This is a genomic window from Nocardia sp. NBC_00511, assembly GCF_045161165.1.
Taxonomy (GTDB): Bacteria; Actinomycetota; Actinomycetes; order Mycobacteriales; family Mycobacteriaceae; genus Nocardia.
Window position 1 is genome coordinate 7,334,797 of sequence record NZ_CP107849.1, and the last position, 24,928, is coordinate 7,359,724.

The 24,928-nt window shown below is 68.5% G+C and carries 25 protein-coding genes and 1 riboswitch; of the genes, 16 read left to right on the top strand and 9 right to left on the bottom strand.

Features of this window, described 5'->3' with window-relative positions; genetic code table 11:
* Positions 1-155 precede the first annotated feature (155 nt).
* Together OG300_RS34065 and OG300_RS34070 are read left to right on the top strand one after the other, a co-directional pair.
* Positions 156-320, top strand: a complete 165-nt coding sequence (locus tag OG300_RS34065) for a hypothetical protein (protein ID WP_405488153.1) — start codon at positions 156-158, stop codon at positions 318-320.
* Positions 317-1,729, top strand: a complete 1,413-nt coding sequence (locus OG300_RS34070) for a PLP-dependent cysteine synthase family protein (RefSeq protein WP_405488155.1) — start codon at positions 317-319, stop codon at positions 1,727-1,729. Before OG300_RS34065 ends, OG300_RS34070 begins: the two co-directional genes overlap by 4 nt.
* Positions 1,730-1,803: 74 nt before the next feature.
* Here OG300_RS34070 and OG300_RS34075 read toward each other — a convergent pair whose 3' ends face one another.
* Positions 1,804-2,868: a diacylglycerol kinase gene (locus OG300_RS34075; protein WP_405488157.1), complete on the bottom strand. Its 1,065-nt coding sequence runs from the start codon at positions 2,866-2,868 to the stop codon at positions 1,804-1,806.
* Between the two features lie 25 nt (positions 2,869-2,893).
* Entirely contained in the window at positions 2,894-3,682 is a 789-nt protein-coding gene (locus OG300_RS34080) for an SDR family oxidoreductase (protein WP_405488159.1), read from the bottom strand.
* A gap of 128 nt (positions 3,683-3,810) precedes the next feature.
* Between OG300_RS34080 and OG300_RS34085 the strand changes: the two genes are divergently transcribed.
* From OG300_RS34085 to OG300_RS34095, 3 genes are all read left to right on the top strand, one after another.
* Positions 3,811-4,455 (top strand): TetR family transcriptional regulator, encoded by a 645-nt coding sequence (locus OG300_RS34085; protein ID WP_405488161.1) that lies wholly within the window; start codon positions 3,811-3,813, stop codon positions 4,453-4,455.
* Between the two features lie 117 nt (positions 4,456-4,572).
* Positions 4,573-5,025, top strand: coding sequence for a DUF2752 domain-containing protein (locus OG300_RS34090; protein ID WP_405488163.1), 453 nt, complete (start codon positions 4,573-4,575; stop codon positions 5,023-5,025).
* 18 nt (positions 5,026-5,043) lie between these two features.
* A complete protein-coding gene (locus OG300_RS34095) occupies positions 5,044-5,232 on the top strand; it encodes a hypothetical protein (RefSeq protein ID WP_405488165.1) in 189 nt (62 codons plus the stop codon).
* Positions 5,233-5,416: 184 nt separating this feature from the next.
* Here OG300_RS34095 and OG300_RS34100 read toward each other — a convergent pair whose 3' ends face one another.
* On the bottom strand, positions 5,417-6,730 hold the full coding sequence (locus OG300_RS34100; protein ID WP_405488167.1) for an aminotransferase class V-fold PLP-dependent enzyme: 1,314 nt from the start codon (positions 6,728-6,730) through the stop codon (positions 5,417-5,419).
* 51 nt (positions 6,731-6,781) lie between these two features.
* A riboswitch (SAM riboswitch) is annotated at positions 6,782-6,895 on the bottom strand.
* A 62-nt stretch (positions 6,896-6,957) separates the two neighbouring features.
* Complete coding sequence (locus tag OG300_RS34105) at positions 6,958-7,806, bottom strand: SAM-dependent methyltransferase (protein ID WP_405488169.1); 849 nt, start codon at positions 7,804-7,806, stop codon at positions 6,958-6,960.
* 147 nt (positions 7,807-7,953) lie between these two features.
* Here OG300_RS34105 and OG300_RS34110 point away from each other — a divergent pair, with 147 nt between their 5' ends.
* The 3 genes from OG300_RS34110 to OG300_RS34120 all read left to right on the top strand — a co-directional run bounded on the left by OG300_RS34110 (position 7,954) and on the right by OG300_RS34120 (position 10,128).
* The gene (locus OG300_RS34110; RefSeq protein WP_405488171.1) at positions 7,954-8,388 is read left to right on the top strand and encodes a MarR family transcriptional regulator; all 435 of its coding nucleotides are present in this window, start codon (positions 7,954-7,956) and stop codon (positions 8,386-8,388) included.
* A gap of 156 nt (positions 8,389-8,544) precedes the next feature.
* Positions 8,545-9,216, top strand: a complete 672-nt coding sequence (locus OG300_RS34115; protein ID WP_405488173.1) for a heme oxygenase (biliverdin-producing) — start codon at positions 8,545-8,547, stop codon at positions 9,214-9,216.
* 258 nt (positions 9,217-9,474) lie between these two features.
* Entirely contained in the window at positions 9,475-10,128 is a 654-nt protein-coding gene (locus OG300_RS34120) for a LysE family translocator (protein WP_405488175.1), read from the top strand.
* Between the two features lie 9 nt (positions 10,129-10,137).
* Here the strand turns inward: OG300_RS34120 and OG300_RS34125 are convergent, their stop codons facing one another.
* The 3 genes from OG300_RS34125 to OG300_RS34135 all read right to left on the bottom strand — a co-directional run bounded on the left by OG300_RS34125 (position 10,138) and on the right by OG300_RS34135 (position 11,609).
* The gene (locus OG300_RS34125) at positions 10,138-10,602 is read right to left on the bottom strand and encodes a flavin reductase family protein (RefSeq protein ID WP_405498790.1); all 465 of its coding nucleotides are present in this window, start codon (positions 10,600-10,602) and stop codon (positions 10,138-10,140) included.
* 172 nt (positions 10,603-10,774) lie between these two features.
* Positions 10,775-11,248 carry a YbaK/EbsC family protein gene (locus OG300_RS34130; RefSeq protein WP_405488177.1) on the bottom strand — a complete coding sequence of 158 codons (474 nt, stop codon included), beginning with the start codon at positions 11,246-11,248 and terminating at the stop codon, positions 10,775-10,777.
* Positions 11,249-11,288: 40 nt separating this feature from the next.
* Positions 11,289-11,609 (bottom strand): 2-oxo-4-hydroxy-4-carboxy-5-ureidoimidazoline decarboxylase, encoded by a 321-nt coding sequence (locus OG300_RS34135; protein WP_405488179.1) that lies wholly within the window; start codon positions 11,607-11,609, stop codon positions 11,289-11,291.
* A 146-nt stretch (positions 11,610-11,755) separates the two neighbouring features.
* Between OG300_RS34135 and OG300_RS34140 the strand changes: the two genes are divergently transcribed.
* Positions 11,756-12,577: a crotonase/enoyl-CoA hydratase family protein gene (locus OG300_RS34140; RefSeq protein WP_405488181.1), complete on the top strand. Its 822-nt coding sequence runs from the start codon at positions 11,756-11,758 to the stop codon at positions 12,575-12,577.
* Positions 12,578-12,646: 69 nt separating this feature from the next.
* Positions 12,647-14,299 (top strand): MDR family MFS transporter, encoded by a 1,653-nt coding sequence (locus OG300_RS34145; protein ID WP_405488183.1) that lies wholly within the window; start codon positions 12,647-12,649, stop codon positions 14,297-14,299.
* A gap of 37 nt (positions 14,300-14,336) precedes the next feature.
* Here OG300_RS34145 and ppa read toward each other — a convergent pair whose 3' ends face one another.
* The gene (gene ppa / locus OG300_RS34150; protein WP_405488185.1) at positions 14,337-14,828 is read right to left on the bottom strand and encodes an inorganic diphosphatase; all 492 of its coding nucleotides are present in this window, start codon (positions 14,826-14,828) and stop codon (positions 14,337-14,339) included.
* A gap of 176 nt (positions 14,829-15,004) precedes the next feature.
* On the opposite strand from ppa, the gene OG300_RS34155 reads away from it, so the two are divergent.
* From OG300_RS34155 to OG300_RS34175, 5 genes are all read left to right on the top strand, one after another.
* Positions 15,005-16,483 (top strand): D-alanyl-D-alanine carboxypeptidase/D-alanyl-D-alanine-endopeptidase, encoded by a 1,479-nt coding sequence (locus OG300_RS34155; RefSeq protein WP_405488187.1) that lies wholly within the window; start codon positions 15,005-15,007, stop codon positions 16,481-16,483.
* 12 nt (positions 16,484-16,495) lie between these two features.
* Positions 16,496-17,602: a zinc-dependent metalloprotease gene (locus tag OG300_RS34160; protein WP_405488189.1), complete on the top strand. Its 1,107-nt coding sequence runs from the start codon at positions 16,496-16,498 to the stop codon at positions 17,600-17,602.
* 183 nt (positions 17,603-17,785) lie between these two features.
* On the top strand, positions 17,786-18,871 hold the full coding sequence (locus OG300_RS34165) for an ATP-binding protein (protein ID WP_405488191.1): 1,086 nt from the start codon (positions 17,786-17,788) through the stop codon (positions 18,869-18,871).
* Between the two features lie 30 nt (positions 18,872-18,901).
* Positions 18,902-19,459 (top strand): hypoxanthine phosphoribosyltransferase, encoded by a 558-nt coding sequence (gene hpt / locus OG300_RS34170; RefSeq protein ID WP_405488193.1) that lies wholly within the window; start codon positions 18,902-18,904, stop codon positions 19,457-19,459.
* A 374-nt stretch (positions 19,460-19,833) separates the two neighbouring features.
* The gene (locus OG300_RS34175; protein WP_405488195.1) at positions 19,834-20,718 is read left to right on the top strand and encodes a LysR family transcriptional regulator; all 885 of its coding nucleotides are present in this window, start codon (positions 19,834-19,836) and stop codon (positions 20,716-20,718) included.
* A gap of 134 nt (positions 20,719-20,852) precedes the next feature.
* Here OG300_RS34175 and OG300_RS34180 read toward each other — a convergent pair whose 3' ends face one another.
* Positions 20,853-22,316: an amidase gene (locus OG300_RS34180; protein WP_405488197.1), complete on the bottom strand. Its 1,464-nt coding sequence runs from the start codon at positions 22,314-22,316 to the stop codon at positions 20,853-20,855.
* 192 nt (positions 22,317-22,508) lie between these two features.
* Here OG300_RS34180 and OG300_RS34185 point away from each other — a divergent pair, with 192 nt between their 5' ends.
* The gene (locus OG300_RS34185) at positions 22,509-24,878 is read left to right on the top strand and encodes a serine/threonine-protein kinase (RefSeq protein WP_405488199.1); all 2,370 of its coding nucleotides are present in this window, start codon (positions 22,509-22,511) and stop codon (positions 24,876-24,878) included.
* The last annotated feature ends 50 nt before the right edge of the window (positions 24,879-24,928 follow it).

Here is a 24,928-nt window from a genome sequence, read left to right on the forward strand (position 1 = left end):
GCTCGGGTTCCGGCCGGATATCGGCGTGTCGCAGGGGTTTCTGTTCGGGGTGACTCGAAATCTGTTCGCGGAGGTCACGTTTTGCGACTCTGTCGTTCGATGCGCCGGTACGAGAGGCAGGTTCCGGGCGCGGCGAGACGGCGGAGGTCGCGGACATGGTGGAGGAGCAGGGCACTCGACCGCGGGTGTGCGGCACCCTGGATACGTTCACCCGCACGATCCCGCAGGCCGTGATCGCGCGCCCGTGCGATCGCGAATACCTTCGACTACGCCGGGAGCTGTTCAGCACGCTCGGCGAGACAGGCAGGGCCGCAGCATGACCGCCGTCTCCGCGCATACCGCGGGCACCTACGACTCGGTCGCCGACGCCATCGGGCACACCCCGCTGGTGCGGTTGAACCGGGTGACCGACGATATCCGGGCCACCGTCTACGTCAAGCTCGAATACCTCAATCCCGGTGGCAGCGTGAAGGATCGGGCCGCGCTCGGGATGCTGCTGGCCGCCGAGCAGTCAGGGGAACTGGGACCGGGTGGCACCGTGGTGGAGGCCACCTCCGGCAATACCGGGCTCGGGCTGGCGGCCATCGCGGCCACCAGGGGTTATCGGACCATCGTGGTGGTGCCGGACCGGGTCAGCGCGGAGAAGAAGGCGGTGCTGCGGGCGCACGGCGCGGAGGTGTGGGTGACGCCGGGCCTGCGGCCGGTGGGGCATCCCGAACATCTGCGGTCGGTCGCATTGCGGCTGGTCGAGGAGATTCCGGGGGCCTGGTTCGCGGGGCAGTACGACAATCCCGCCAATCCGGCCGCGCACCGGGCGACCACCGGGCCCGAGGTGTGGGCGCAAACCGGCGGGCGGATAACACATTTCGTGGCGGGGGTCGGGACCGGCGGCACCATCACGGGGGCCGGAGAATTCCTCAAGGAAGCCTCCGGCGGCTCGGTGCGGGTGATCGGGGCCGATCCCGAGACCTCCGTGTACGGGGGTGGGGACGGCCGGATCTGGTACGTCGAGGCGGTCGGACATTTCGTCCATCCCGAAACGGTCGAGGACGAGTGGCCGAAGTCGTATCACACCGAGGTGGTGGATGGGATCGAGCGGATTCCGGACGTCGAGGCGATTCGGGTGCTGCACCGGCTGGCCCGGGAAGAGGGACTGCTGCTGGGCGGTTCGTCGGGGACCGCGATCGCGGCGGCGCTGCGGACGGCGCGCACGCTCGGGCCGGACGATGTGGTGGTGGTGATCGCGCCGGATTCGGGGCGCGCGTACCTGTCGAAGTACTACAGCGACGAATGGTTGGGGGAACTGGGTTTTCCGCTGACCACGGTGATCACGGACCGGACGGTCGCGGAGGCTCTCGACGGGGTCGATCTCGGGCAGCAGCCGGCCGTGGTGCCCTCGGGTGCGTCCGTCGGTACGGCGCGTGCACTGGTGGGTACCGCGGTGGCGCTCCCGATCGTATTGGAGCGCAAGGGTTCCGGGCCGGTGGTGGTGGCGGAGATTCTCGGCTCGGTGAGTGCCGCCGCCCTGGTGGATGCGGATGATTCGGATCCGGTCAGCGCGCATCTCGGTGCGCCGTTGCCTACGGCCGGAACCACCGAGTCAGTGGCCGGGGCGTTGGCGCGGCTGGGCACTCAAACGGGACCGGTCGTGATCGTGCACGAAGGCCGCGCGGTCGCGCTCGTCGATGCCGCGCGCCTCGCGGATTCCGTTGTGGTGGAACAGGAGTAGAGGCGATTGTGGCTGACCGTGGTGGTGGATCCGACGAAGCGGATACACCGCCACGGCGCCGTATCTGGTCCGGGTCAGCTGACCAGGCCGCGGCCGGTGGTCAGGGGGAGGTCGGTGGCGGTGAGCAGGCCGGTGCGGGCCTCGACCACAGCGGGGACGGCGCTGACCAGGCGGGCCGCCGTGCCGACGATGCCCGCTTCGGCGTGGTCGCCGTTGCTGTAGAGCTGCAGGTCGCAGATGTAGTCGGGTTCGCCCTTGATTTCGACTCGGTAGCAACCCTTTCCGGCGGGCTGCGGCCAGTCGGGGGCCAGGTCGGGGTGCAGGCGGGTGATGTGTTCGAGGGAGATGATCTCCCGGTCGCCACGGACGCCGTGCAGTTGGAAACGCAGGGCGGCGGCGGTGCCTGGGGCGATGGTGCGGCCGCCGACCTTCAGTTCCTCGGTGGCGGGCAGCCGCTCGAAATGCTGTGTGACGGTGTCGAGTTCGACATCCAGGGCGGCGGCCAGCTGGCGGATGACGCTGCCCCAGGCCAGGGTGAGGATGCCGGGTTGCAGCAGCAGCGGCAGTTCGTCGAGGTCACTGCCGAAGCCCATGATCTCGAAGAGCACCTTCGGATTGTCGTAGGTGGAGTAGTCCATGATCTCCGAGCAGACGACGGCGTCGATGCGCTCGGAACCGCTGCTCAGCAGCAGCGGCAGCCAGTCGTTGGCCCAGCCGGGGTCGATGCCGTTGACCCACAGGGACGCGCCGCCCTCCTCGGCCGCCTCGATGATCGGGGTGATGGCCTCTTCGGGCAGGGTGCCGTACGGGAACTGCAGGAAGACGGGGCTGCTGGAGACCACGTTGATGCCCGCCCGCAGGAAGGTCTTCAGGTCTTCGACGGCCTCCATGAGCCGGTCGTCGGCCATGGCGGTGTGGATGATGCAGTCGGGTTTCAGGGCGATCAGGGCCGCCACGTCCTGGGTGGCGAGCACGCCGGTCGGGGTGTCGAGCCCGGCCAGTTCGGCCGCGTCCTTACCGGCCTTGGCGTCGCTGGACACCCAGACGCCGACCAGTTCGAGTTCGGGGCGGGCGATGACGGAACGCAGGGCGCGGCGGCCGACATTGCCGGTGCTCCACTGGACTACGCGATAGGTCATGGGAAAACTCCTGTGGCGCTGCGGTTTACAGATCGGGGATGGGCAGATCGAGGTTGGGTGCGGCGATCCCGCCGTCCACCTCGATCACCTTGCCGGTGACGTAGCCGCCGGCGCGCGAGCTCAGGTAGACGATGGCGGCCGCGATCTCCCACGGCTCGCCCAGGCGCTGCAGCGGGGTGGCGGCCTCCATCTGCGCCTTGATCTCCGGTTGCTGCGCAACGACTTCCAGCGCGGAGGTGAGCACCGAGCCGACCGCGATGGCATTGACCCGGATGCGCGGGGACAGGTCGGCGGCGGCCAGCCGGGTCCAGTGCGCGAGCGCCGCCTTGGCGGTGCCGTAGGCCAGGAAGCCGCGGCCGGGGGAGCGGCCCATCATCGAGGAGATATTGACGATCGACCCGCCGTCGTTCTTCAGCATGTGCGGCACCGCGGCCTGGGTGAGGGCGTGTGCGGTGGAGACGTTGAAACGGAATGCCTCTTCGAGGAATTCGGTGGTGGTGGTGAGGAAGGTATTGGGCATGGTGCCGCCGACATTGTTGACCACGATGTCGATGCGGCCCAGTTCGGCGGCGGCGGTCTCGGCCAGCGCGGTGACCGCGGACAGGTCCGACAGGTCGGCGGGGACGGTGATCGCGCGGCGGCCCAGGGCGTGGATCTTGCCCGCCACCTCGTCGAGTTGTGCGCTGGTGCGGGCGGAGATGGCCACGTCGGCCCCCGCTTCGGCCAGCGCCAGGGCGGTGGCGGCGCCGATGCCGCGGCCCGCGCCGGTCACGACGGCGACGCGGCCGTCCAGTCGGAAAGTGTCCAGGATCATCGATTTTGTCCTTCTGGGTGACGACAGTCACAAGCAGCTTTAAGCAATAATTCTTAACCGTCAAGGAGAAGTTCTCTATTCGCTGGTGAGCGGCTATCGTGCAGACTTGAAACAGGACGGAGGGCAGTGTGGGCGAGTCGGTACAGACACCGGGCGGGGCGCGCGAACGCCTGATCCTGGCGGCGGAACAGCTCATCGCCGAACGCGGGCAGGCGGTGCCGCTGCGCGATATCGCGGCGGCCGCCGGGCAGCGCAACAACTCGGCGATCCAGTACCACTTCGGATCTCGCGACGGACTCATCGAGGCGGTGGTCGAGCTGCGGCTCGCGACCCTCGAGGTGCGGCGGCTGGAACTGCTTGCCGAACAGGCGGGTTCGGGCGTGAGCGGGGTGCACGAACTGGTGGAGGCGCTGGTCATCCCGATGTTCGAGCTGAGTGACCGGCACGGGATCAACCACTACGCGCGGTTTCTCGAACAGATCCACACCCACCCCGCGGTGACCGATGCCGCGAACCTCGCCAGCGCGGGCCGCACCTCCGTCCGGGTGATCATGCGGGAGCTCGAACGCGAGCTCACCGAACTGCCGAAACGGTTGCGGGTGCGCCGGTTACGCGCGCTGCCGACCGTGCTGTTCGCGCTGCTCGCCGATCACGAGCGGGCGGTGGAGGCCGGGCGGGTGCGAGTCGACGACATCGCGGCGTGGGGGGAGATCGTGGACATGCTCGCGGGCGTGCTCACCGCGCCGGTCGCGGATCGCGCGCCGATTCGCTGACCCCGATTCGCTGATGCCGGTGCGATTTCCGAGGTCATGGAGGGTTTCGGCGACCGAGGGGTGCGAACCCGGCGGGGCGCTGGCAGGTTCGCGGTGGCGCGGCTACCGTTGTTTCTCGTGGACATCGCCCCGGCAGCCGTAACCGAGACCCCCGCCAAGTCGCGCTGGCTCGGCATCGGGATGCCCTTGCTCGCGGGCGGTGCGGTGGCAGGTGGCTTGGCGCTGTTGCACTTCCGCGATCCGCACTCCCAGGGGTCCTACGGGGTGTGCCCGTTCTACGAGCTCACCGGCTACTGGTGCCCCGGGTGTGGTGGGCTACGTGGGCTGCACAATCTCACCGAGGGCCGGTTCCTCGATGCCATCCACAGCAATATCCTGCTGCTGCCCTTGGTGTTGGGCTTCGCCGCCTGGTGGGGTACGTGGCTGGTGCGCGGCTGGCGGGGCGGTCCGATGCCGCCGCGACTACCGCAGGTGCTGCCCAGATACGCGCTGTGGGTGGCGATCGCGTTTCTCACGGTGTTCACGGTGGTGAGGAACACTCCGTGGGGGAGCTGGCTTGCGCCGGTCTGATCGGGGCATGCTCTGCGTATGAGCGAGACACTCAAGGAACGCTTGCGCGCGAAGCTGACCCGTCAACTCGCGGAGGACGGGCCCCCGGATCCGGAGCAGGAAGACACCAGGCAGGTTTCCGTCCAGGACGACCTGGACCTGGTCAACGCCGTCGCCGACGATGACCCGGTCCTGGAGGAACTCGCGTCCCGCTACCTGGTGCCGTAGCCCGATTCCATTGAGCCCGAAGGCGTCCGGGGCTCGGATCACTCACGGCTCAACATCGACCTGGTTCCGGAAGGCCGAAAGCCGACCGGTACCGCAGAGATTCGGAAGCACCCGACGACTGCGGTCGATCGGCTATCGGCGGACGGTTCGGCAGTGTCCTGAATGCCCTTGTGGATGGTGTGGATCAGAAGCCGCAGGGGGCAGCGCCGTCGGCGGAAGTGCCGAAGGGGCGGGTTTCCGGGGTGGGGTTCCACAGGCCGTCGGTGCAGGCGTAGTCCCAGTTCGGGCCGTGTTCGACCAGGGTGGAGACGGCGTCGATGAGGCGGTCCACGTCGGCGGCGGTGGTGCCCAGGCCGATGCTGGCGCGCAGGGCGGCGTCGACGCCCAGGTGGGCGAGCAGCGGGTGGGCGCAGAAGCGACCGTCGCGGACACCGATGCCGTGTTCGGCCGACAGGTAGGCGGCCACCCGGCCGGGTTCGAAGCCGTCGATGGTGAAGGCGACGATGCCGACCGCGTCGGTGCTGTCGCGCCAGATGCGCAGGAAGTTAACGCCCGGAACGGTTTTCAGGCCGTAGCGCAGGCGGTGGGTGAGGTACTGCTCGTGCTCGAGCACGGTGGTCGGATCCAGGTCGGCCAGCGCGTCGCAGGCCGCGGCCAACGCGGCGACGCCCAGCACGTTCGGCGAACCGGCCTCGTGCCGCTGCGGAGCGGGCGCCCACTCGACATGGTCGGCCGACACCGAGCGCACCGCGCCGCCACCGGCCAGGTACGGGTCGGCCGCGTCGAGCCAGTCGCGGCGGCCGACCAGCACGCCCGCACCGAACGGCGCGTACGCCTTGTGCCCGGAGAAGGCCAGGTAGTCGATGCCGGTGGCGCGCAGGTCGATGCGGCGATGCGGTGCCAGCTGGGCGGCGTCTACCAGGATGCGGGTGCCGCACTGGTGCGCGATCCAGGCCAGCCGCTCCAGCGGCAGCAGTTCCCCGGTGACATTGGAGGCGCCCGTAACCGCCAGCAGCGCAGCGGGTTTGGCGCACAGTTCGGCGACCACCCGCTGGATGGTCTCCTCGATGGTGTCCGCGGCGCGCACCACGCGGCGGCCGTTGCGGGTCCAGGGCAGGAAGTTGGCGTGGTGTTCGACATCGAGGACCACAGTGTCGCCGGGCACGCAGGCCGCGAGCAGGTTCAGCGCGTCGGTGGTGTTGCGGGTGAAGACGACGACCTGGTCATCGGCGGTATTCAGGAACTTCGCGACCGAACCGCGGGCGGATTCGTAGCAGTCGGTGGAGACGCGGGAGGCGTAGCCCGCGCCGCGATGCACGCTGGCGTAGTACGGCAGCAGCCCGGCGACCCGGTCGGTGACCTGGCGCAGCGCTGGGGCACTGGCGGCGTAGTCGAAGTTGGCGTAGCTGCGGGTCCCGCCCTGAACCAGGGGAACCTGGAGGTCACAGCCGGAAACTTCGGCGAGGGGGGCACAGGTCTGGTCGGCGAAAGCAGTCATCACGAAATCCCGTCGGATGGGGACACGCGATCAGAAAAGAGAATGATCGAGAGTCCGCGCTTGCCGTGCCCGGTCGGGCTACGGCCCGGTCGTCACCCGGAGCACCCCGCCGCGGTGGAGGGTTGCCGACCAGCTAGCCGGGGCTTGACGCTGGTACTCATGACCTGAAGCGAGACTGGCAGACATCGCGCGGGCTTGTCAACCCACCCCGGCGGCCCGGGGTGTCGTCACCGCTTGGCGGCGGTGACGCATCGTTCCAGGTCGGGGACGGTGGCGGCGCGGCCGATCGGGGTGAGGAAACGGGCGGCGTACTCGGGGCCGCCGACCTGTTCGAGTTCGATCCAGCCGTATTCGATCAGCAGTCCGGCGACATCTTCGGGTTGTAAGCCGAACTGCCACAGCGGGTTCCGGCCGACGAAACGGCGATGGGTGGGGGCGCAATCGCCGAGATCCGTGCCGTCGATGAAGTCCTGGCGCACATGACTGAAGACCAGGATGCTGCCCGCGCGCGCCTCGGCGAGCGCGGTGAGGGTGTCGCGCACAGCCCGTTCGGTCAGGTACTGGGTGACGCCCTCCCACAGGAAAAGGGTTTTCGATCCGGCGTCGTAGCCGTGGGTGCGCAACGCGGTACGCAGGTCATCTGTCTCGAAGTCGATAGGTACCTGAATCACCTTGTCGGGCAAGTTGATTCGCTGCCGCTTGCGTTCGGTGATGACGGGTTGATCGACCTCGAACGACGGGATTCCGGCAGGCGCGGCCAGGCGCATCGCCCGAGTGTCCAGGCCCGCGCCGAGCACCACCACCGATTCGATCCCGGCGGCGATCGCCGCGCCCGTGCGGTCGTCGAAATACCTTTTGCGACAGGCCAAGCTGTTCCAGATCCCCGGGCCCTCGCGGTCCATGGCCGCGCGCAGCAGTCGCCGCCCGAGTGGTCGCCGGACCACCGCGCGCAATGGCACGGGCAGCATATGCTGTGCGAAATCGTCTGAGAGCAAGCGTGTTTCGGCGGGCTCCAGATTCTCGGCGGCGGCGATCAGGATCGGCACCAGTGAGGTGCTCGCGGCGTTCTGGGTCATGGCGTTATTCTTTCTGCACCGGATAAGTATCTGAGCGAAAGCAGTAGTTGCATGAACGCAGATAAATCTAGGGCCGCCCGGCGGGACTCGTCAACCGCCGGGCCGGAATCGGGCCCGGACCCGCGAGCGCTGCTCGAGCAGGGGAGCGTGGCCTATCGCGAATACCTGTCCGCGCAGGCCGTCGCCGCCCAGTCCATCGCGAGTGCGCTCGGCCTCGGGTCGACCGACTTCTTCGGGCTGAACCTGATCGCGCTGGCCGGAACGTTGACCGCCGGGGAGCTCGCCGCGCGGACCGGCCTGTCGACGGGTGCGGCCACCCGGCTCATCGATCGGCTCGAACAGGCCGGATTCGTGCGGCGGGTGCCGGATCCCGCCGATCGGCGCAAGGTGCTGGTGGAGTCGGTGCCCGATGTGGACGGCCGGATCGCGGCCGCGCTGGGGCCGCATCGGGCGCGGATGGCCGAGGCGTTCGCCGAATACCGGCCCGAGCAGCTCGAGGTGCTGTTCGACTACTTCGCGCGGGCCACCGTCGCCCTGCGAGCGGCCGCCGGGGACCTGCTCGAGCCGGACGGTCGAGTGTGACGAACGGCACGTCAGGACGCGGAAAATCATCCGAAAGTTGGAGTGGGTGGGCCGCAAAGTTCGAATCGCGAGAACGTTGCTGGCGCGTACGATCTAGGAGAAAGTTAGGGTAGCCATAGTAGGGCGCCCCGTCAGGTGATTGCGAGGAGCTCGACCATGTTGGATACCGAAACCGGCACTCCGTTCTCGACGCTGATTCGCACCGCGACCGAACAGCAGCACAACGAGGCCGAACACTCCACGTTCATGAGCGACATGCTGCACGGGCGGCTCGGTGTCGAGGCCTTCTACCGCTACACCTCGCAGCTGTGGTTCGTCTACGCCGCGCTCGAGAAGCATTCCGCCGCACTGGCTTCCGACCCGGTCGCCGGGCCCTTCGTGAAGCCCGAGCTGAACCGGCTGGCCGCGCTCGAGGCCGACCTCGCGTACCTGGGCGGCGAGAACTGGCGTGCCGAGCTGACCGCGCTGCCGGCCACCGCCGCCTACGCCGCCCGCATCGAAGAGTGCGCGACCGGCTGGCCCGCGGGCTACGTCGTGCACCACTACACCCGCTACCTGGGCGACCTCTCCGGCGGCCAGGTCATCCGCGGCACCGCCGAGAAGCTGTGGGACCTGCCCAAGAAGGGTGACGGCGTCCGCTTCTACGTCTTCGACGAGATCGGCAACCCGGCCGCCTTCAAGCGCGACTACCGCGAGGCCCTCGACCAGCTGCCCGTCACGGGCGACGAGATCGAGCGCGTCCTCGACGAGGCCCGCCTGGCTTTCACCAAGAACACGGACCTGTTCCGTGAGCTGGGCGAGGAGTACGCCGCCGCCCCGCGCGGCTAGTCAGCGGCGAGCGCACCTCACGAAATCTCTTGCCTGGTAGGGATATCCGATTTTCCGTGAACTGGGAGCGGGATTCAGTGCGCGGAACTGAAAACTGCTGTCCAGGAAGGTCGTCCACGCTGCCTGCCAGGTGGGGTGGACGACCTTCTGCCGTGGGTGGGACCGATTCGTTGACGCTGTCCGTCGGGGGCGGCGTCAGGGGGTGCGGACCTGCGTTCGGCCTTGCGCTCGGGTGGGGCTGTGAGCTGCTATGGAGTGATGAGTTTCCCGTTGCTGCTGAGTTTTGCCGGGCTGTGCGTGCTGCTGGCGCTGACGCCGGGGCCAGATACGTTTCTGGTGCTTCGGTTCTCGATGGTGGGGTCCAGGCAGGGGATCGCGGCGGCAGTCGGGTCGGCGCTGGGTGGGCTGGTGTGGGCGACCGTGGTCGCCGCGGGAGTCGCCGCACTGCTGGAGCAGTCGGCTACGGCCTACCGCACCTTGAAGGTGATCGGCGGGATCTACCTGCTGTACCTAGGGGTTCGGACTCTGCTCGAACATCGGCGAGCCCGGCGGAGCATGAGCTCGGAAGCCGGAGCGGCGCATGAGCTTCCGGGTGGTGGGGCGGAACGGGATTCGTCGCTGCGCTCGGCGCTTGCTGCCGGATTGCTATCGTGCGTCTTCAATCCGAAGGTCGGGCTGTTCTATCTCGCGGTGCTGCCGCAGTTCCTGACCCAGGTGACCTTCGCGAACACGCTGACCCTCGGGGCCATCGAATCCAGTGTCGCCGCAATCGAAATGGTGCTGCTGGCGGTGGTGGCCGCACGGGCGGTCGAGCTGCTGCGGCGGCCGCGGGTGCGCGATCGGCTGGATCAGATCAGCGCGGCGATCCTGGCGGCGCTGGGGCTGGGGACGGTGGCTTCGGCGGCCGCCTGAGAGCGGGAGTCAGTCGGCGATCTCGGCGCGGTGGTACGCGCCGTTGTAGTACACCAGCGGGCCGACCGCGGGGGACTGCTCGGTGTTGTCGGCGACCTGGGTGACCAGGCCGATGGCAAGGGTGTGATCGCCGATCGGGAGCAGCTGGTGCACGGTCGCGCGGACCCAGATGGGGGTGCCGTGCAGTACGGGTTCGCCGGTGGGCAGGGTGGCCCACAGCGAGCGGTCGGTGAAGCGGTCCTCGGCGGCGCGACTGAAGCGCTGGGCCAGATGACGCTGGTGCTCACCGAGGAAGTGCACGACCACCGACTTCGCCCGCAGCAGGGCCTCGATACTCGAGGAGGTCTCGGCGATATTGAACGAGATGAGCGGGGGCTGCGCCGACAGCGACGCGAACGAGGTGGCGGTGAAACCGACCGGGCCGTTCTCCGAGTGCAGGGTGACGATGGTGACGCCCGCCGGGTAATGCCGCATGGCCGCGCGGAATTGCGCGGCGGTGATGCCACTCAGGTCGTCGGGCACATGTAGCTCGGCGCCGGGCGTCGGAGAATCGCTCACACCTGGAACCTACGTGGTCGGGCGCCCGGTTATTCCGGGCTGTGCGAAATCGCTCAGGCAAGCCTGCGCGAAGTTCCGGCGGACCTCCTCAGTCCACGTCGATGGCCAGCCCCGCGGTGATCCGCACCAGTTCTCCGAAAGTCGTGCGGAACACCGTGTTCGGATGTCCGCCCGCCGCCCACAGCTCGGTGTGCCCGGCCAGCGCGTTGTCGATGAAGGTCGGCAGATTCGTCGGATGCCCGAGCGGGGCCACGCCGCCGATCGGCTGTCCGGTCACCTCCCGGACCATGGCGGCGGGCGCGGGCGCGAGGGTGCCCTCGAGTCGCTGACCGGTGCGATCCAGATTCACCTGGTGCACGCCGGAGACCAGCAGCAGCACCGGATCGTCGTCGAGCAGGAAGACCAGGGACTCGGTGATGGCGCCGACGGTGACGCCGAGGGCCTCGGCCGCTTCCTGCGCGGTACGGGTGGGATTGGGCTGAGTGATGATCACCCCGTGATGGCCGCGGGCGATCAACGTGTCGGAAACCTTGGACGCGACCGGTGGCAGGGACCTGCGCATGGCACCAGGGTAGAGCGATTGCGGTGGATGTGCGGGGCGATCAGTAGTCGGGATAGCCCTCCTCCGGACCCAGCAGCGCACGGATGCGCGCGCGGGTGATGCGTTTCAACTCCGTCAGGTTCTGCTCCGAAACCTGCTCGTGCACACAGGAATCGAAGACCCGTTCCAGGTCGATGCCCGACAGCGCGTGCAGTTCCGCCTCGGCGGCGGTCTGCAGCGCGGCATGACCCGGATAGGGCCGGCCGTCCGCGATCTTCTGCGCCCAGGTGACATTGCAGCAGCATTCGTACAGGGCGTGGATGGCGCGGCGGCGCGGAAGGGAGTTGAAGCGGTCGAGGCCGATTCCGTGATGCATCAACATCGTGACCTCACACAGAAGGAAAACGGGCTGTGCGGACGCTCTGATCGTGCGTCCGCAAGCTCGCGTAATCCACTGGTAGCGACCAGATTTAGCACAGGATTTACACCCGTCTGCGGGGACGGTCGCACCCCCGATACGCTGGACTGATGACCGAATGGAAGGCTTTCGAGGTCGAAAGCAAGGACCACATCGCCCAGGTGACGCTCACCGGTCCCGGTAAGGGCAATGCCATGGGGCCTGACTTCTGGCGTGAGCTGCCGATCATCTTCGGCGAGCTCGACGCCGACCCGGAGATTCGGGCCATCGTGCTGACCGGGTCGGGGACGCATTTCTCCTACGGGCTCGACCTGCCCGCCATGAGCCCGCTGTTCGGGCCGCTGCTGGCCGACAAGGCCCTCGCCGGGCCGCGCACCGAGTTCCTCAAGAACGTGCGCGGGATGCAGGACTCGGTGACCGCGGTCGCCGACTGCGTGAAGCCGGTCATCGCCGCCATCTCCGGCTGGTGCATCGGCGGTGGACTGGACCTGATCGCGGCCGCCGACATCCGATTGGCCAGTGCGGACGCCAAATTCAGTCTGCGCGAGGCGAAGGTGGCCATCGTCGCCGACATCGGGTCGCTGCACCGGCTGCCCGGCATCATCGGTGAGGGGCATCTGCGCGAACTCGCCTACACCGGCAAGGACATCGACGCCGCGCGCGCCGAGAAGATCGGGCTGATCAACGACGTGTACGCCGACCAGCAGGCCGTGCTGGACGCCGCGCACGCGCTGGCCCGCGAGATCGCCGTCAACCCGCCGCTGGTGGTGCAGGGCATCAAGGACGTGCTCGACCAGCCCAAGCGCGGGCAGATCGCCGACGGCCTGCGCTACGTGTCCGCGTGGAACTCGGCGTTCTTGCCGTCCGAGGACCTCACCGAGGCCATCCAGGCGGTCTTCGAGAAGCGCGAGCCGCAGTTCCGCGGGAAGTAGTCCCCGGCCCCGAAAGTGGTGCGGACCTCCGGTTCTCGGCCTATCGTTGTCGAGGGCTGGAGGTTGGCCATGGCTACATCCGAGGTGACCCCATCGACCGATGAGGGCGGCTTCACCCACCGGGAAATCCTGGTGATACTCAGCGGACTGCTGCTGGGAATTCTGCTCGCGGCACTCGATCAGACCATCGTGTCCACCGCGATCCGCACCATCGCCGATGACCTGAACGGGTATTCGCTGCAGGCGTGGGCCACCACCGCGTACCTGATCACCGCGACCCTGGCGACACCGCTGTACGGGAAGCTCTCGGACATGTACGGGCGCAAGCCCTTCTACCTGGCGTCCATCTCGATCTTCCTGACCGGGTCGCTGCTGTGCACCCTGTCGCAGTCGATGTACGAGCTGGCGGTGTTCCGCGCACTGCAGGGTCTCGGCGCGGGCGGGCTGATGTCGCTGGCGCTGACCATCGTCGGCGATATCGTGAGCCCGCGCGAAAGAGCCAGGTACCAAGGCTATTTCCTGGCCGTGTTCGGCACCTCCAGCGTGATCGGGCCGGTGCTGGGTGGGCTGTTCGCGGGGCAGCACAGCATTCTCGGGATCGCCGGCTGGCGCTGGGTGTTCCTGGTGAACGTGCCGATCGGACTGTTCACGCTGGTCGTGGTGACCCGGTCGCTGCGACTGCCCGCGCGCGAGAAATCCCGTGACCGCGTGGACTACTGGGGTGCGGCGGTGATGGTCGTCGCCATCACGCCGCTGCTGATCGTCGCCCAGCAGGGCCGCGAATGGGGTTGGGGCAGTGCGCGATCGGTGGCCTGCTACCTGATCGGGGTGCTCGGCATCCTCGGTTTCGTGCTGGTGGAATCCCGGCTGGGCGACGCGGCGCTGATTCCGCTGCGCATCTTCCGCAACCGCACCTTCGCGCTCGGCGTGCTCATCTCGTTCGTGGTCGGCGCGGGCATGTTCGGCGGAATCCTGCTGCTGCCACAGTATTTACAGGCCGTACGGGGTGCGAGTCCGATGCTCGGCGGCTTGCAGATGATCCCCATGGTGCTGGGCATGATGATCGGCTCGGTCATCTCCGGGCAGCTGATCTCGCGCACCGGACACTACCGCGTGTACACGGTGCTGGGCGCGGCCATGATCACCCTCGGGCTGTTCCTGCTGCACTACCTGAAGGCCGACACCGCGTTCTGGCTGGTGGCGCTGTTCATGCTGTGCGTGGGTTTCGGACTCGGCAATCTCATGCAGCCGCTGATCATCGCGCTGCAGAATGCCTTGCCGCTCAAGGACATGGGCGTCTCGACCGCCGCGGCGACCTTCTTCCGGCAGATCGGCGGCACGCTGGGTGCGGCGGTGTTCCTGTCGGTCCTGTTCGACCGGCTGGCCCCGAACATCCGCTCCCAATTGCTCCGCGCCGGAAGCGATCCCACGTTCCAGGCCGCGGTGGTCAAGGGCGCGCACGACGGCAACCCGGCCGATATGGCGCTCTCCCAGAGCTTCCTGCGCCACGACACCGCCGCCGCGCAGGGCGTGCTCAACGACAGTTCGGTGATCCAGAAGCTGAATCCCGTTCTCGCGCACCCGTTCCAGGTCGGATTCGCGGAATCGCTGTCCACGGTCTTCCTGACCACCTCCGCGGTGGCCCTGCTGGCATTGATCCTGGTCCTGTTCTGGAAGGAAGTGCCGCTGCGCACCACGGTGGGGCCGAACCCGGTGGAGTGAACTCACTCCGGGCCCGGCGTCCACCGCTGAGCGGGGCTCAGTGCTCGCCCTGCTCCTTCAGACGGGCGTACGCCTCGTCGACCAGCTTCTCGGCCTTGGCGCGGTTGTCCCAGCCCTCGACCTTGACCCACTTGCCGGGCTCCAGGTCCTTGTAGCGCTCGAAGAAGTGCGCGATCTCCTTGCGCTGGAACTCCGGGATGTCCTCGACGTCCTGGATGTGATCCCAGCGCTTGTCCTTGTTCGGGACCGCGACCAGCTTCTCGTCGGTGCCGGCCTCGTCGCTCATGATGAGGACGCCGACCGGTCGGGCCTCGACCAGCACACCCGGGTACACCGGCTCGGGCAGCAGCACCATGCAATCCAGCGGATCGCCGTCGCCGCCCAGGGTGTTCTCGATGTAGCCGTAGTCGGCCGGGTACATCATCGGGGTGTAGAGGTAGCGGTCCAACCGGACGCGACCGGTCTCGTGGTCGACCTCGTACTTGTTGCGCTGACCCCGGGGGATCTCGATGGTGACGTCGAACTCCACGTCATCTCCTTCTTCGGTAAGCGGTATGGCTGCTGCCGACTCGCCAGCTCGTTCGGGGGAACGACTGCGCAACGAGGATAGTGTGGAACCCGGGTGTGTGGGTTCGGCAGGGACATCCCGGCCCCGCAGGAGTAGTGCCATCAGCCCCACCACAGGTAATCAGGAGACAGCGGCAGGTGTTTGGTCGGAACAAGCAGAACATCGGTGGTCTCGAGGCCAAGCGGCGGCGCAGAACCTGGATCGTGGTGTCATCGGTGCTGGTCCTCGTGCTGGTCGCGGCCGGAGTCACGGTCGCCGTCCTGAAACCGTGGACGGAGGAATTCCGGCACGGGGGCTTGACCATTGCCGCCCCGCCCGTGCCCGCGAAGCCGATTCCGCAGGTCGCGCCCGCTCCGGCGACCGCGCCCGCGGCCACCAATTCGGGCCTCAGCGCCGCGTTGGCGGCCGCCGTGGCCAACCCTGATCTGGGTGCGTTCGCGGCCTCCGTGTCCGACGGGGACACCGGCAAGGTGCTGTGGACCTCGGACGCGGACAAGGGCATGATCCCGTCCTCCACCGCCAAGATCCTCACCACCGCCGCCGGACTGCTGGCGCTGCCCGCCGACCATCGGGTCACCACCAAGGTGGTGGCGGGCGCGAACCCGGGCGAGATCGTGCTCGTCGGCGGCGGTGATCCGACCATCACCGCGGAGGCCGACGGCAAGGGCTACTACCCGGACGCGCCGAAGCTCGCGGACCTGGTCGCCCAGGTGAAAAAGACCGGGCAGCGGGTGGATTCGATCCTGGTCGACACGTCCGCCTACAGCGGCACCAACTTCGCGCCGGGCTGGGACAACGCCGATATCGCGGGCGGCTCCATCGCACCCCTCGACCCGGTGATGATCGACGGCGGGCGACTGGATCCGCTGGTCGAATACTCGCCGCGGACACCGACTCCCGCGCTCGACGCGGGTCGCAAATTCGCCACCGGACTCGGCGTGGACCCCGCCAAGGTGAAGCTGGGCAATGCCACCGCCGGAGCGCAGCAGCTCGCCGCCGTGCAGTCCGCGCCGCTGCGGGAACGCATGCTGCAGGCCATGGTGCACTCCGACAATGTGCTGGCCGAGGCCATCGGCCGGGAGATCGCGGCCGCGGGCGGACAGGACGCCTCCTTCGCCGGAGCGGCCACTGCCACCGCCACCGTGCTGCAGGCCGCCGGATTCGATCTGACCGGCCTGAAAATGGTCGACAGCAGCGGACTTTCGACCGACGACCATATTCCGCCGCGCCTGCTCAACCGGGTGCTGACCGTGGCCGCCGTCCCGGGCAATGGTGCGGACCAGGGCAACAGCGGTGCCGCCCAGGGCAATTCGGGGATCGACACCGCCGCCTCGACCACCGGATCACCGCTCGCGCCGCTACTGGACTACCTGCCGGTGGCGGGCGGCACCGGCTCGCTGGCGACCCGCTACGTCGACCGCGATCGCGACGGCGCGGGCTGGGTGCGGGCCAAGACCGGAACTCTGTCGGTATCCAGCGCGTTGGTCGGATATGTGCTGGATCGCGACGGCCGGGTGCTGACGTTCGCGCTGATGTCGAACGATCGGCCACCGGAGGTGAGCCGGCCCGCGCTGGACGACGTCGCGGCCGCACTGCGCAACTGTGGCTGCTCCTGACGGGTGGATGACATGACCGGACCCGAAAACCCCTCGGCCCCCAGCGAACTGGAACCGGCCGCCGACGCACCGGCTCGCCGCGCCCGGCCTGCCCTGACCGGCGTGGTGGACTGGAACATCGCGGCCAGCGTGGGTTCCGCGCTGGTCCCGGCCGGGCCCCGCACCTCCCGATACTCCGCCGAGCAGGCCGTCACCGAACTGGCCGCCGCCTCGGTGCGCGCCGAAGGCCCGGTGCGAGAGGTGAGCCGCCTGCAGGACGGGTCGGCGGTGCCGGACGCGCTGGTGGTGGATCGGCCGGGCTGGATTCGCGCGGCCGCCGAATCCATGGCACACCTCACCGGCAGCGGCCTCGAACCCGGTGAGAAGGGCAAGTTCGCCGGGAAACCGGCCGGATTGCAGGCCGGAGCCATGCTGGCCTTCCTCTCGACCGCCATTCTGGGCCAATACGATCCGTTCACCGGACCGGACGGCACGTTGCTGCTGGTCGCGCCCAACATCATGGCCGTGGAACGCGCACTCGGCGTGCAGCCCAGCGACTTCCGGCTCTGGGTGTGCCTGCACGAGGTCACCCACCGGGTCCAATTCTCTTCGGCCCCTTGGATCGCCGACTACATGCGCGGCAATGTCGAGGTGCTCGGCGAGGCCGGGGACGAGCCCATGGCCGATATGCTCGGCCGCCTGGCCGAGGCCGTGAAGGAACGCCGTCGTGGCATCGACGATCCGGCGGGCGGTGTCATCGGCCTGCTGCGCGCCACCCAGGCCGCACCCCAGCGCGACGCCCTCGACCGGCTGCTCATGCTCGGCACCCTGCTGGAAGGCCACGCCGACCATGTCATGGACGCGGTCGGTCCGGCCGTCGTGCCGACCGTCGCGGGTATCCGGGCCGCCTTCGATCAGCGCCGCAAACGGCCCGCCAATCCCGTGCAGCGACTACTGCGCGCCCTGATGGGTATGGACGCCAAGGTCGCGCAGTACGTGCGCGGCAAGAAATTCGTCGACGAGGTGGTCGCCACCGTCGGCATGGACCGCTTCAACACCATCTGGACCGAACCCGAAACCCTGCCCCGCACAGACGAAATCGCCGACCCGCAGCGCTGGGTATCCCGCGTCCTGGGCTGACCGCCTGCCCGGCTCGCCCGGCGCCGGACCTGTGATTCCACTTGTCTGTCAGCCGGTTTCGAGGTGCGATCCAGCGGTCGGCCCGGCACGGATGGCGCCCGGGATTCGAGCCGGATCGGCACCGTGCCGCGATCGCGGCGGGGCACGGCCGCTATCGATCCGCGGTGGTGCGACCATCGTGGGGTGAACGACCGGCCCAGGCTTCCCGAGACGCGTGCCGTGCTGGCCCTGCGGCATGCGGTGCGGTCGTGGCTGCGGGAGTACGCGCCGGACGGCGTGGTGGCGGTCGGATTGTCGGGCGGGGCCGATTCGCTGGCGTTGACGGCCGCCGCGTGCGCCGAGGCCGAGGTAGTGGACGCGCTGATCGTGGACCACGGGTTGCAGCCGGGGTCGGACGTGGTGGCGGCCGACGCGGCGGCAGCGGCACAGCGACTCGGCTGCCGGTCCGTTCGGGTGCTGGCGGCGGATATGGAGCGGTTCGAGACGCATCGGGGAGTGCCCGAGGCGACGGTTTCGCGACCGGACAGCGCCACCGGGGCGGGATCCGAGCGGGTTCGCTACCGGGGTGGGCTGGAAGCGGCGGCTCGGGCCGCTCGCTATCGGGCGCTGGAGCTGGCTCGTCAGGGGAGTCCCGTGCTGCTCGGGCACACGCTCGATGATCAGGCGGAGACGGTACTGCTCGGCTTGGGCCGAGGGTCCGGGCCGCGATCCATTCGGGGGATGACGGAGTTCGAAAAGCCATGGGGGCGGCCATTGCTCGGGGTGCGGCGGGCCGTGACGCGGCAGGTGTGCGCGGAGCTGGGGATCACGCCGTGGGAGGACCCGCACAACAGTGCGCCCGAGTTCACGCGGGTGCGGCTGCGGGCGGAGGTGCTGCCGCTGCTGGAGGACGTGCTGGGGGGTGGGGTGGCACCGGCGCTGGCGCGGACGGCGGCACAGTTGCGGGAGGACGGATCGGCGCTGGACGCGCTCGCGGGGGAGTTGCTGGACGGCGCGCGGGAGGGCGACACGCTGCGGATCGAGACCCTCGCCACTGCGCTGCCCGCGCTGCGTCGTCGCGCCGTTCGCGCCTGGTTGCTGGAGCGCGGCGCAAAATCATTGACGGACAGCAATTTACGGGCGGTCGAGGAACTGGTCACGCGGTGGCGGGGGCAAGGCGGGGTCGCGGTGGGCGGTCCGGCCACCGGGACCAGGTTGGTTGCCGCGCGTGAACATGGCAGGCTCATACTGGGTCCGGATCGGAGCGATCCGCCGGACGCAGGGCAGTAAGTCAACTTCACCGAAGGGATACCAGCGGACGTGTACGGGGATGACATCGCGTCGGTGCTGATCAGCGAGGACGAGATCGGGAACAAGATCGACGAGCTCGCCGAACTGGTCGCCAAGCGGTATCCCGCCGGTGCTCCCGAAGGTGATCTGCTGCTCGTCGGCGTGCTCAAGGGCGCGATCTTCTTCATGACCGACCTGGCCAAGCGACTCACCGTGCCCACCCAGATGGAGTTCATGGCCGTCTCGTCCTACGGGTCCTCGACCTCGTCGTCGGGCGTGGTGCGGATCATGAAGGACCTGGACAAGGACATCGCCGGCCGCAATGTGCTGATCGTCGAGGACATCATCGACTCCGGTCTGACGCTGTCGTGGCTGCTGCGCAACCTGTCGAGTCGCAATCCGGCCTCGCTCGAGGTGGTGACGCTGCTGCGCAAGCCCGATGCGCTGCGCACCCAGGTCGACGTGATGGCGGTCGGTTTCGACATCCCCAACGAGTTCGTGGTCGGCTACGGCCTCGACTACGCCGAGCGCTACCGGGATCTGCCGTACATCGGCACGCTGGATCCCAAGGTGTACGGCGGCGCGTAAGCGCTTTCGTCGCGACCACTCGCCGCTTCCGTGTATCGGGGGCGGCTTTTCGGTTCGAATGTGATGAACCTCACTCCGCTAATTTTCGTAGCGATCGGCCCGGATTCGGGCCGGGTTGCTGGAAGTCGGCTCGGAGCGGGGCGGAAAATGATGTGTCGAGCGGTCACGGGCATCGCTGCTGGTCAAGTGTCCGTCAGGGTGGGGATGTGGGGGTCCCGGTGAGTGGCCTGGAATTCGCGGGTCCGGTTGACGGATTGCTTCCGTGGCCGCCTATGCTGTGGTTAACAAACCTGACGGCTGTTTTTTGACTCGTATGCAAACTTTCGGGTCAGATACGGCTGGAAAATCAAGACCGATTCTGATAGCAAGGGGCTATGGACCCGCATTTGCGCGACCTGCGGTATTTCGTCGCCGTCGCTGAGGAACTACATTTCACCAACGCCGCTCAACGGCTGCACATCGCACAGCCCACCCTGTCACGACAGATTCGTCAGCTGGAGCGTCAGCTCGACGTCGTGCTGTTCGACCGCAATCAGCGCAGTGTGGCCCTGACCGTCGCCGGAAAAGAACTGCTCGAAGGCGCACGGAAAATTCTGGAACTGTGGGAAGTCACCAATGTCGCCCTGCAGGAGGCCGGTGAGGTGCTGCGCGTCGGCATCCAGTCCTCCATCGGGCGCGGCCTGATCACCGACCTGGAGAGCGCCAGCGGCCACCGGCTCGCCCTGCACTCCGCGTCCTGGACCGACCCGTCCAGCGGCCTGGCCGGCCGCCAGGCCGACCTGGCCCTGATGTGGCTGCCGGTGCCCGACACCAGCCGCTACCGCTGGCAGGTGCTGCGTACCGAGCCCCGCTGGGTACTGCTGCCGGAGAACCACGCCCTGGCCAACCAGGAGCAGATCGAATTCGCCGACCTGCTCGACGAACCGTTCATCGCGATGCCCGCCGAAGCCGGTGCGGCCCGCGACTTCTGGCTCGGCGCCGACGCCCGCGGCGGTCGCCAGGCCAAGATCGGCGCCGAGGCCGCCACCGCCGAGGAACGGCTCGAGGCCGTCAGCCTCGGACTGGGCGTGTGCCTGCTGGCCGAGAACAATGTCCCCATGTACCGGTGGCCCGGACTCACCGCCCGCCCGGTCGCCGGTCTCGCACCCTGCGAGCTCGCGGTCGCCTGGCGTGCCGACGACGACCGACCGACCATCCTCGAGTTCGCCGCCCGCGTGCTCGACGGCGGCTTCGCCGAGAAGGAACCCGTCGTAGCGTAGTGACCGCCCGGGGCGACGACGAGGAGTCGGAGGTCGCCGCCGCCCCATCGCGGGTCATCTTCGCTTGCACGACAACGATTTACAGACAGCAGCGCCGCGTCACACCAGGTGACGCGGCGCTGCTGTTTCCGGTTTCAGGGGGCGATGCGCTGCCAGGGATGCGCGGCCTCGATCTGAGCGGCCAGCCGTAGCAGCGTCGACTCACTGCCGGGCGGGCCCGCCAGCTGCGCCGCGACCGGCGTGCCGGTGCGCGGATGCACGCCCATCGGAATCGACAGCGCGGGCCAGCCGACCAGATTCCACAGCGGCGTGAACGGCGAGAACTTCACGTTCGCAAGCACATTGGTGAGCCACGGTCGCGAATGCCAGCGCCGGGCCCGCGGCGGCACGGTGGCCAGGGTCGGGGTGATCACCACGTCGTAGCGCTCGAAGTAGTCCAGCAGCCGCGCCTCGATCCGATCCACCTGCGACGTCCGCAGCAGACCCGACTTCAACACCACCCGGCCCAGCGCGATGTGCATGCGGGTACGGCGTTGCAGCCGTTCGGGATTCGGCACCGCCGCCGCCTCCCGCGCGGCATTGGCCAGCCAGCGCAGCGCCAACGCGAAACTCACGCCCTGGTAGGGCAGCTCGGACACGCCGAGGATGTGTCCGGCCTGCGAGGCCGTGGCCGCGGCCTTGTCGGCGGCCGCGGTCCACGCCGAATCCACCCGGATCAGCGACATCGGCGCGCCGGTCGCCAACCCGATCCGCAGTGTCGGCGGGGTCTCCAGGTCGGCCAGCGCGGAGCGGTCAGCCAGCACCGACAGCATCAGCGCCGCATCGGCGACAGTGGTTGCCAGCACCCCGTTCTCGGTCATGCCGCCCCAGGAATCCACCCCGACCTCCGAGGGCACCAGCGCGCGTCCCGGCTTGAGCCCGACCACGCCGCAGCAGGCGGCCGGAATCCGCACCGAGCCCAGCCCGTCGTTGCCGTGCGCGATGGTCACCATGCCGGAACCGACCGCTGCGGCCGACCCGCCCGACGAGCCCCCGGCGGAGTAGCGGGCGTTCCACGGGCTGCGTGTGATGCCGCCCGGCTGATCGGTGACGCCCCACAGCCCGAACTCCGGCATCGCCGTCAGACCGACCACCACCGCGCCCGCGGCCCGCAAGCGCTCCACCACCGGGTGATCGACCGCCGCACCCGTGGTCGCGGTCGCCTCGGAACCGGCGAGGGTGGCCTCACCGGCGACCCCGATATTGTTCTTCACCGCGATCGGCACCCCCGCCAGCGGCAGCATGTCCAGATCGGCGCGCCCGGCCAGCTCCCGGGCTTCGGCGCGGGCCGCGTCCTCACGAACTCGGCTGAACGCGTTGAGTTTCCGATCCCGGGCGCGGATCCGATCGAGCGCGGCGACCACCGTTTCCTCGGGCGAGAGCGAACCGTTCTGCACGGCCGCGGCGATACCGGCCGCGGTGGTGGTGTCGACGGGCGGGGGAGTGTCGGGAGTGTCGGAATCGGTCGTGGTGCGTGCCACCGTTGCCTCCTCGGTGGACTCGGCGGTGGTCGCCGAGATGGTGCCGTGTGCCGCCAGCGTCGTGCCCTCGTCGTACATGCTGGTGTTCCCCCGTCGCCTCGTGTCGAAATCGGGTGATCCGCTCGTGAGCCGCAAGTTATCATTCCGGCAATTGCTCGGGGATGATGGTGTCGGGTGTGGCGGAGGCTTTTCGAGAATCTCGGGCCGAGGCGACAACCGCTGATCGACAGTGCGGATCGAGCATCCGTGCCGGGCCGGATGGGTGTGGACATGACTTCTAGTTCCGACTCTCCCTTCCCGCGCTTTCCGACCGGGACGGATCCGGTGGCTGCCTGCGACGCCTTCACCAAGGCGTGGGAGTTCGCCACCGTGCCACCCCGCATCGCCGAATACCTGCCCGACGGTCTGCTGCTGCGCCGCAGCGTGCTGCTGGAGCTGATCCGCATCGATCTGCGCCGCCGCTGGCTGCACACCACCGTGGGGCGGCCGGGCGAGGTGCTGCCGAAGCGGTTGTACGAATACTGTTCGGAATTCCAGGAACTGACCGCGCCGGACCTCCCCGCCGAGCTGGTGTACGAGGAATTCGTGATCCGCCGCCACCACGGGGTGCGGGTCGACCCGGCGGAATGCCTGCGCGAATACCCGGATCAGGCCACCGAGCTCCGCGAGCTGCTCACCCTCGACGACGAGGACCAGAGCACCCGGTGGCCGGTCGGCGACGAGTTCACCGAGCAGTCCGGCCAATCCACCCGGATCCCCGACGAGACCACGCTCGCCCCGCACCGGGAGAGCCGGCTGTCGGCGGGCAGCCTCGACAGCATCGAGCTGCTCGATCAATTCGAGATCGGGCAGCGGGTGGACGACTTCGACCTGCTCACCAGCCTGGGCCGCGGCGCCTTCGCGCGGGTGTTCCTGGCGCGGCAGCGCTCGATGCAGCGGCTGGTGGCGGTCAAGGTGTCGGCGGACCGCGGCACCGAACCGCAGACCCTCGCCCAGCTGGACCACGACTACATCGTGCGGGTGTTCGATCAACGGCTGCTGGAGAACATGCGCGCCGGGGCGAACCGGCGACTGCGCCTGCTGTACATGCAGTTCCTGCCCGGCGGCACCCTGCTCGGGCTGCTGCGCTGGGTCCGCGCCACCCCGATCAGTGAGCGCAGCGGGAAACTGCTGCTCGACGCCGTGGACAGCGCCATGGAGGAGAAAGGCGAGATCCGGCCGACCGATTCCAGCACCCGATCCGAGATCGCGGAACTGACCTGGTCGGAAACCGTGGCGTGGCTGGGTGTGCGGATCGCCGAGGCGCTCTGCTACGCCGACGGGCACGGGGTGCTGCATCGAGATGTGAAGCCCGCCAACGTATTGCTCACCGCGGAGGGTGTTCCGAAGCTCGCGGACTTCAACATCAGCTTCAGTCGTGACCTCGGCGACGGCAGCCCGGTCGCCTACTTCGGCGGGTCGCTGTCCTACATGTCCCCCGAACAGCTCGAGGCCTGCCATCCGGGGCTGGAACGCACTGCCGCGGACCTCGACACCCGCAGCGATCTCTTCTCACTCGGCGTGGTGCTGTGGGAATTGCTCACCGGCGCAAAACCTTTCGACGACGACACCGCCGGCGACACCGGCGACGCCACCACCCTCGCGGCCATGCTGGAGCGGCGCCGTTGCGGCGTGGACGAGATCGCGCAGGCCCGGGTCCCGGCCGACTGCCCGGCCGCCCTGCGCCGAGTCCTGCTGACCTGCCTCGAACCCGATCGCGACCAGCGCTGGGCCGACGGCGCGGCATTGTCGCGGCAGCTGGCGCTGTGCCTGGACCCGCGCGCCCGGGACCTGGTCGATCCGCCGCCCAACAGTTTTCGGCGTCGGCTGCGGCGGTGGTTCATTCCGCTGGTGATGCTGGCCATCGGCGTGCCGAACGCGCTGGCCTCGATGTACAACATCAGCTACAACCGGATGCTCATCATCGACAAGCTCAGCGACCATCCCCGGCATCAATTCGAAGCCACGGTGACGCTGGTCAACGCCATCCTGTTCCCGCTCGGCGCGGTCATCCTCATCTACATGTGCAGATACCTGCTGTACGTGCCGTGGGGGCTGGAACACGGCCGCACCTATGACGAGTCCGTCCTGGTGCGGACTCGCAAAGATGTACTGAGAGTGGGTGAGCGGGCGGTACTGGTGGCCTTCTCGTCGTGGCTGATCTCCGGCATCACCTTCCCGATCGTCCTGCAGATCACCGCCGGGAACATCACGCCCAAGTCGTATCTGCACCTGATCGCCTCACACGCCGTGTGCGGGGCGATCGCGGCCTCCTACCCGTTCTTCCTGGTCACCCTGCTGATGGTGCGGTGCATCTACCCGATCTTCCTCAGCCGCGGGGACGTGAGCGGCGCCGACGCGATCTGGCTGCGCGAACTCGGCCGCCGCTGCAGCTGGTACCTGGCGATCGCGGCCTCGGTGCCGCTGATCGCGGTCGTCGGCATCACCTTCATCCCGATCGACGACATCGTGCAGGTGGTCGTGCCGGTGCGAATTCTGTGCGCGGGCAGCGTGATCGCGTTCGTGATCACCTACGCGGTGTTCCGCGCACTGGAGAACGATCTGCGCGCCTTGGAGCGGGTGGTGTCGCCGGGCCGGTAGCCGTCCGGCGTGGCTCGTGCCGCTCTCGCCTCGGTTACCGCCGGGATTCC

What these genes read in the sequence shown, in the direction of transcription:
- OG300_RS34160 (WP_405488189.1), top strand. Translation starts at nt 16,496, where the DNA reads ATGACCGGACCCGAAAACCCCTCGGCCCCCAGCGAACTGGAACCGGCC.
- OG300_RS34105 (WP_405488169.1), bottom strand. Translation starts at nt 7,806, where the DNA reads ATGACCCAGAACGCCGCGAGCACCTCACTGGTGCCGATCCTGATCGCC.
- OG300_RS34145 (WP_405488183.1), top strand. Translation starts at nt 12,647, where the DNA reads ATGGCTACATCCGAGGTGACCCCATCGACCGATGAGGGCGGCTTCACC.
- OG300_RS34120 (WP_405488175.1), top strand. Translation starts at nt 9,475, where the DNA reads ATGAGTTTCCCGTTGCTGCTGAGTTTTGCCGGGCTGTGCGTGCTGCTG.
- OG300_RS34115 (WP_405488173.1), top strand. Translation starts at nt 8,545, where the DNA reads ATGTTGGATACCGAAACCGGCACTCCGTTCTCGACGCTGATTCGCACC.
- OG300_RS34135 (WP_405488179.1), bottom strand. Translation starts at nt 11,609, where the DNA reads ATGTTGATGCATCACGGAATCGGCCTCGACCGCTTCAACTCCCTTCCG.
- OG300_RS34065 (WP_405488153.1), top strand. Translation starts at nt 156, where the DNA reads ATGGTGGAGGAGCAGGGCACTCGACCGCGGGTGTGCGGCACCCTGGAT.
- OG300_RS34100 (WP_405488167.1), bottom strand. Translation starts at nt 6,730, where the DNA reads ATGACTGCTTTCGCCGACCAGACCTGTGCCCCCCTCGCCGAAGTTTCC.
- OG300_RS34140 (WP_405488181.1), top strand. Translation starts at nt 11,756, where the DNA reads ATGACCGAATGGAAGGCTTTCGAGGTCGAAAGCAAGGACCACATCGCC.
- OG300_RS34185 (WP_405488199.1), top strand. Translation starts at nt 22,509, where the DNA reads ATGACTTCTAGTTCCGACTCTCCCTTCCCGCGCTTTCCGACCGGGACG.
- OG300_RS34180 (WP_405488197.1), bottom strand. Translation starts at nt 22,316, where the DNA reads ATGTACGACGAGGGCACGACGCTGGCGGCACACGGCACCATCTCGGCG.
- OG300_RS34175 (WP_405488195.1), top strand. Translation starts at nt 19,834, where the DNA reads ATGGACCCGCATTTGCGCGACCTGCGGTATTTCGTCGCCGTCGCTGAG.
- OG300_RS34075 (WP_405488157.1), bottom strand. Translation starts at nt 2,868, where the DNA reads ATGACCTATCGCGTAGTCCAGTGGAGCACCGGCAATGTCGGCCGCCGC.
- OG300_RS34080 (WP_405488159.1), bottom strand. Translation starts at nt 3,682, where the DNA reads ATGATCCTGGACACTTTCCGACTGGACGGCCGCGTCGCCGTCGTGACC.
- OG300_RS34070 (WP_405488155.1), top strand. Translation starts at nt 317, where the DNA reads ATGACCGCCGTCTCCGCGCATACCGCGGGCACCTACGACTCGGTCGCC.
- OG300_RS34125 (WP_405498790.1), bottom strand. Translation starts at nt 10,602, where the DNA reads ATGCGGCATTACCCGGCGGGCGTCACCATCGTCACCCTGCACTCGGAG.
- OG300_RS34095 (WP_405488165.1), top strand. Translation starts at nt 5,044, where the DNA reads ATGAGCGAGACACTCAAGGAACGCTTGCGCGCGAAGCTGACCCGTCAA.
- OG300_RS34130 (WP_405488177.1), bottom strand. Translation starts at nt 11,248, where the DNA reads ATGCGCAGGTCCCTGCCACCGGTCGCGTCCAAGGTTTCCGACACGTTG.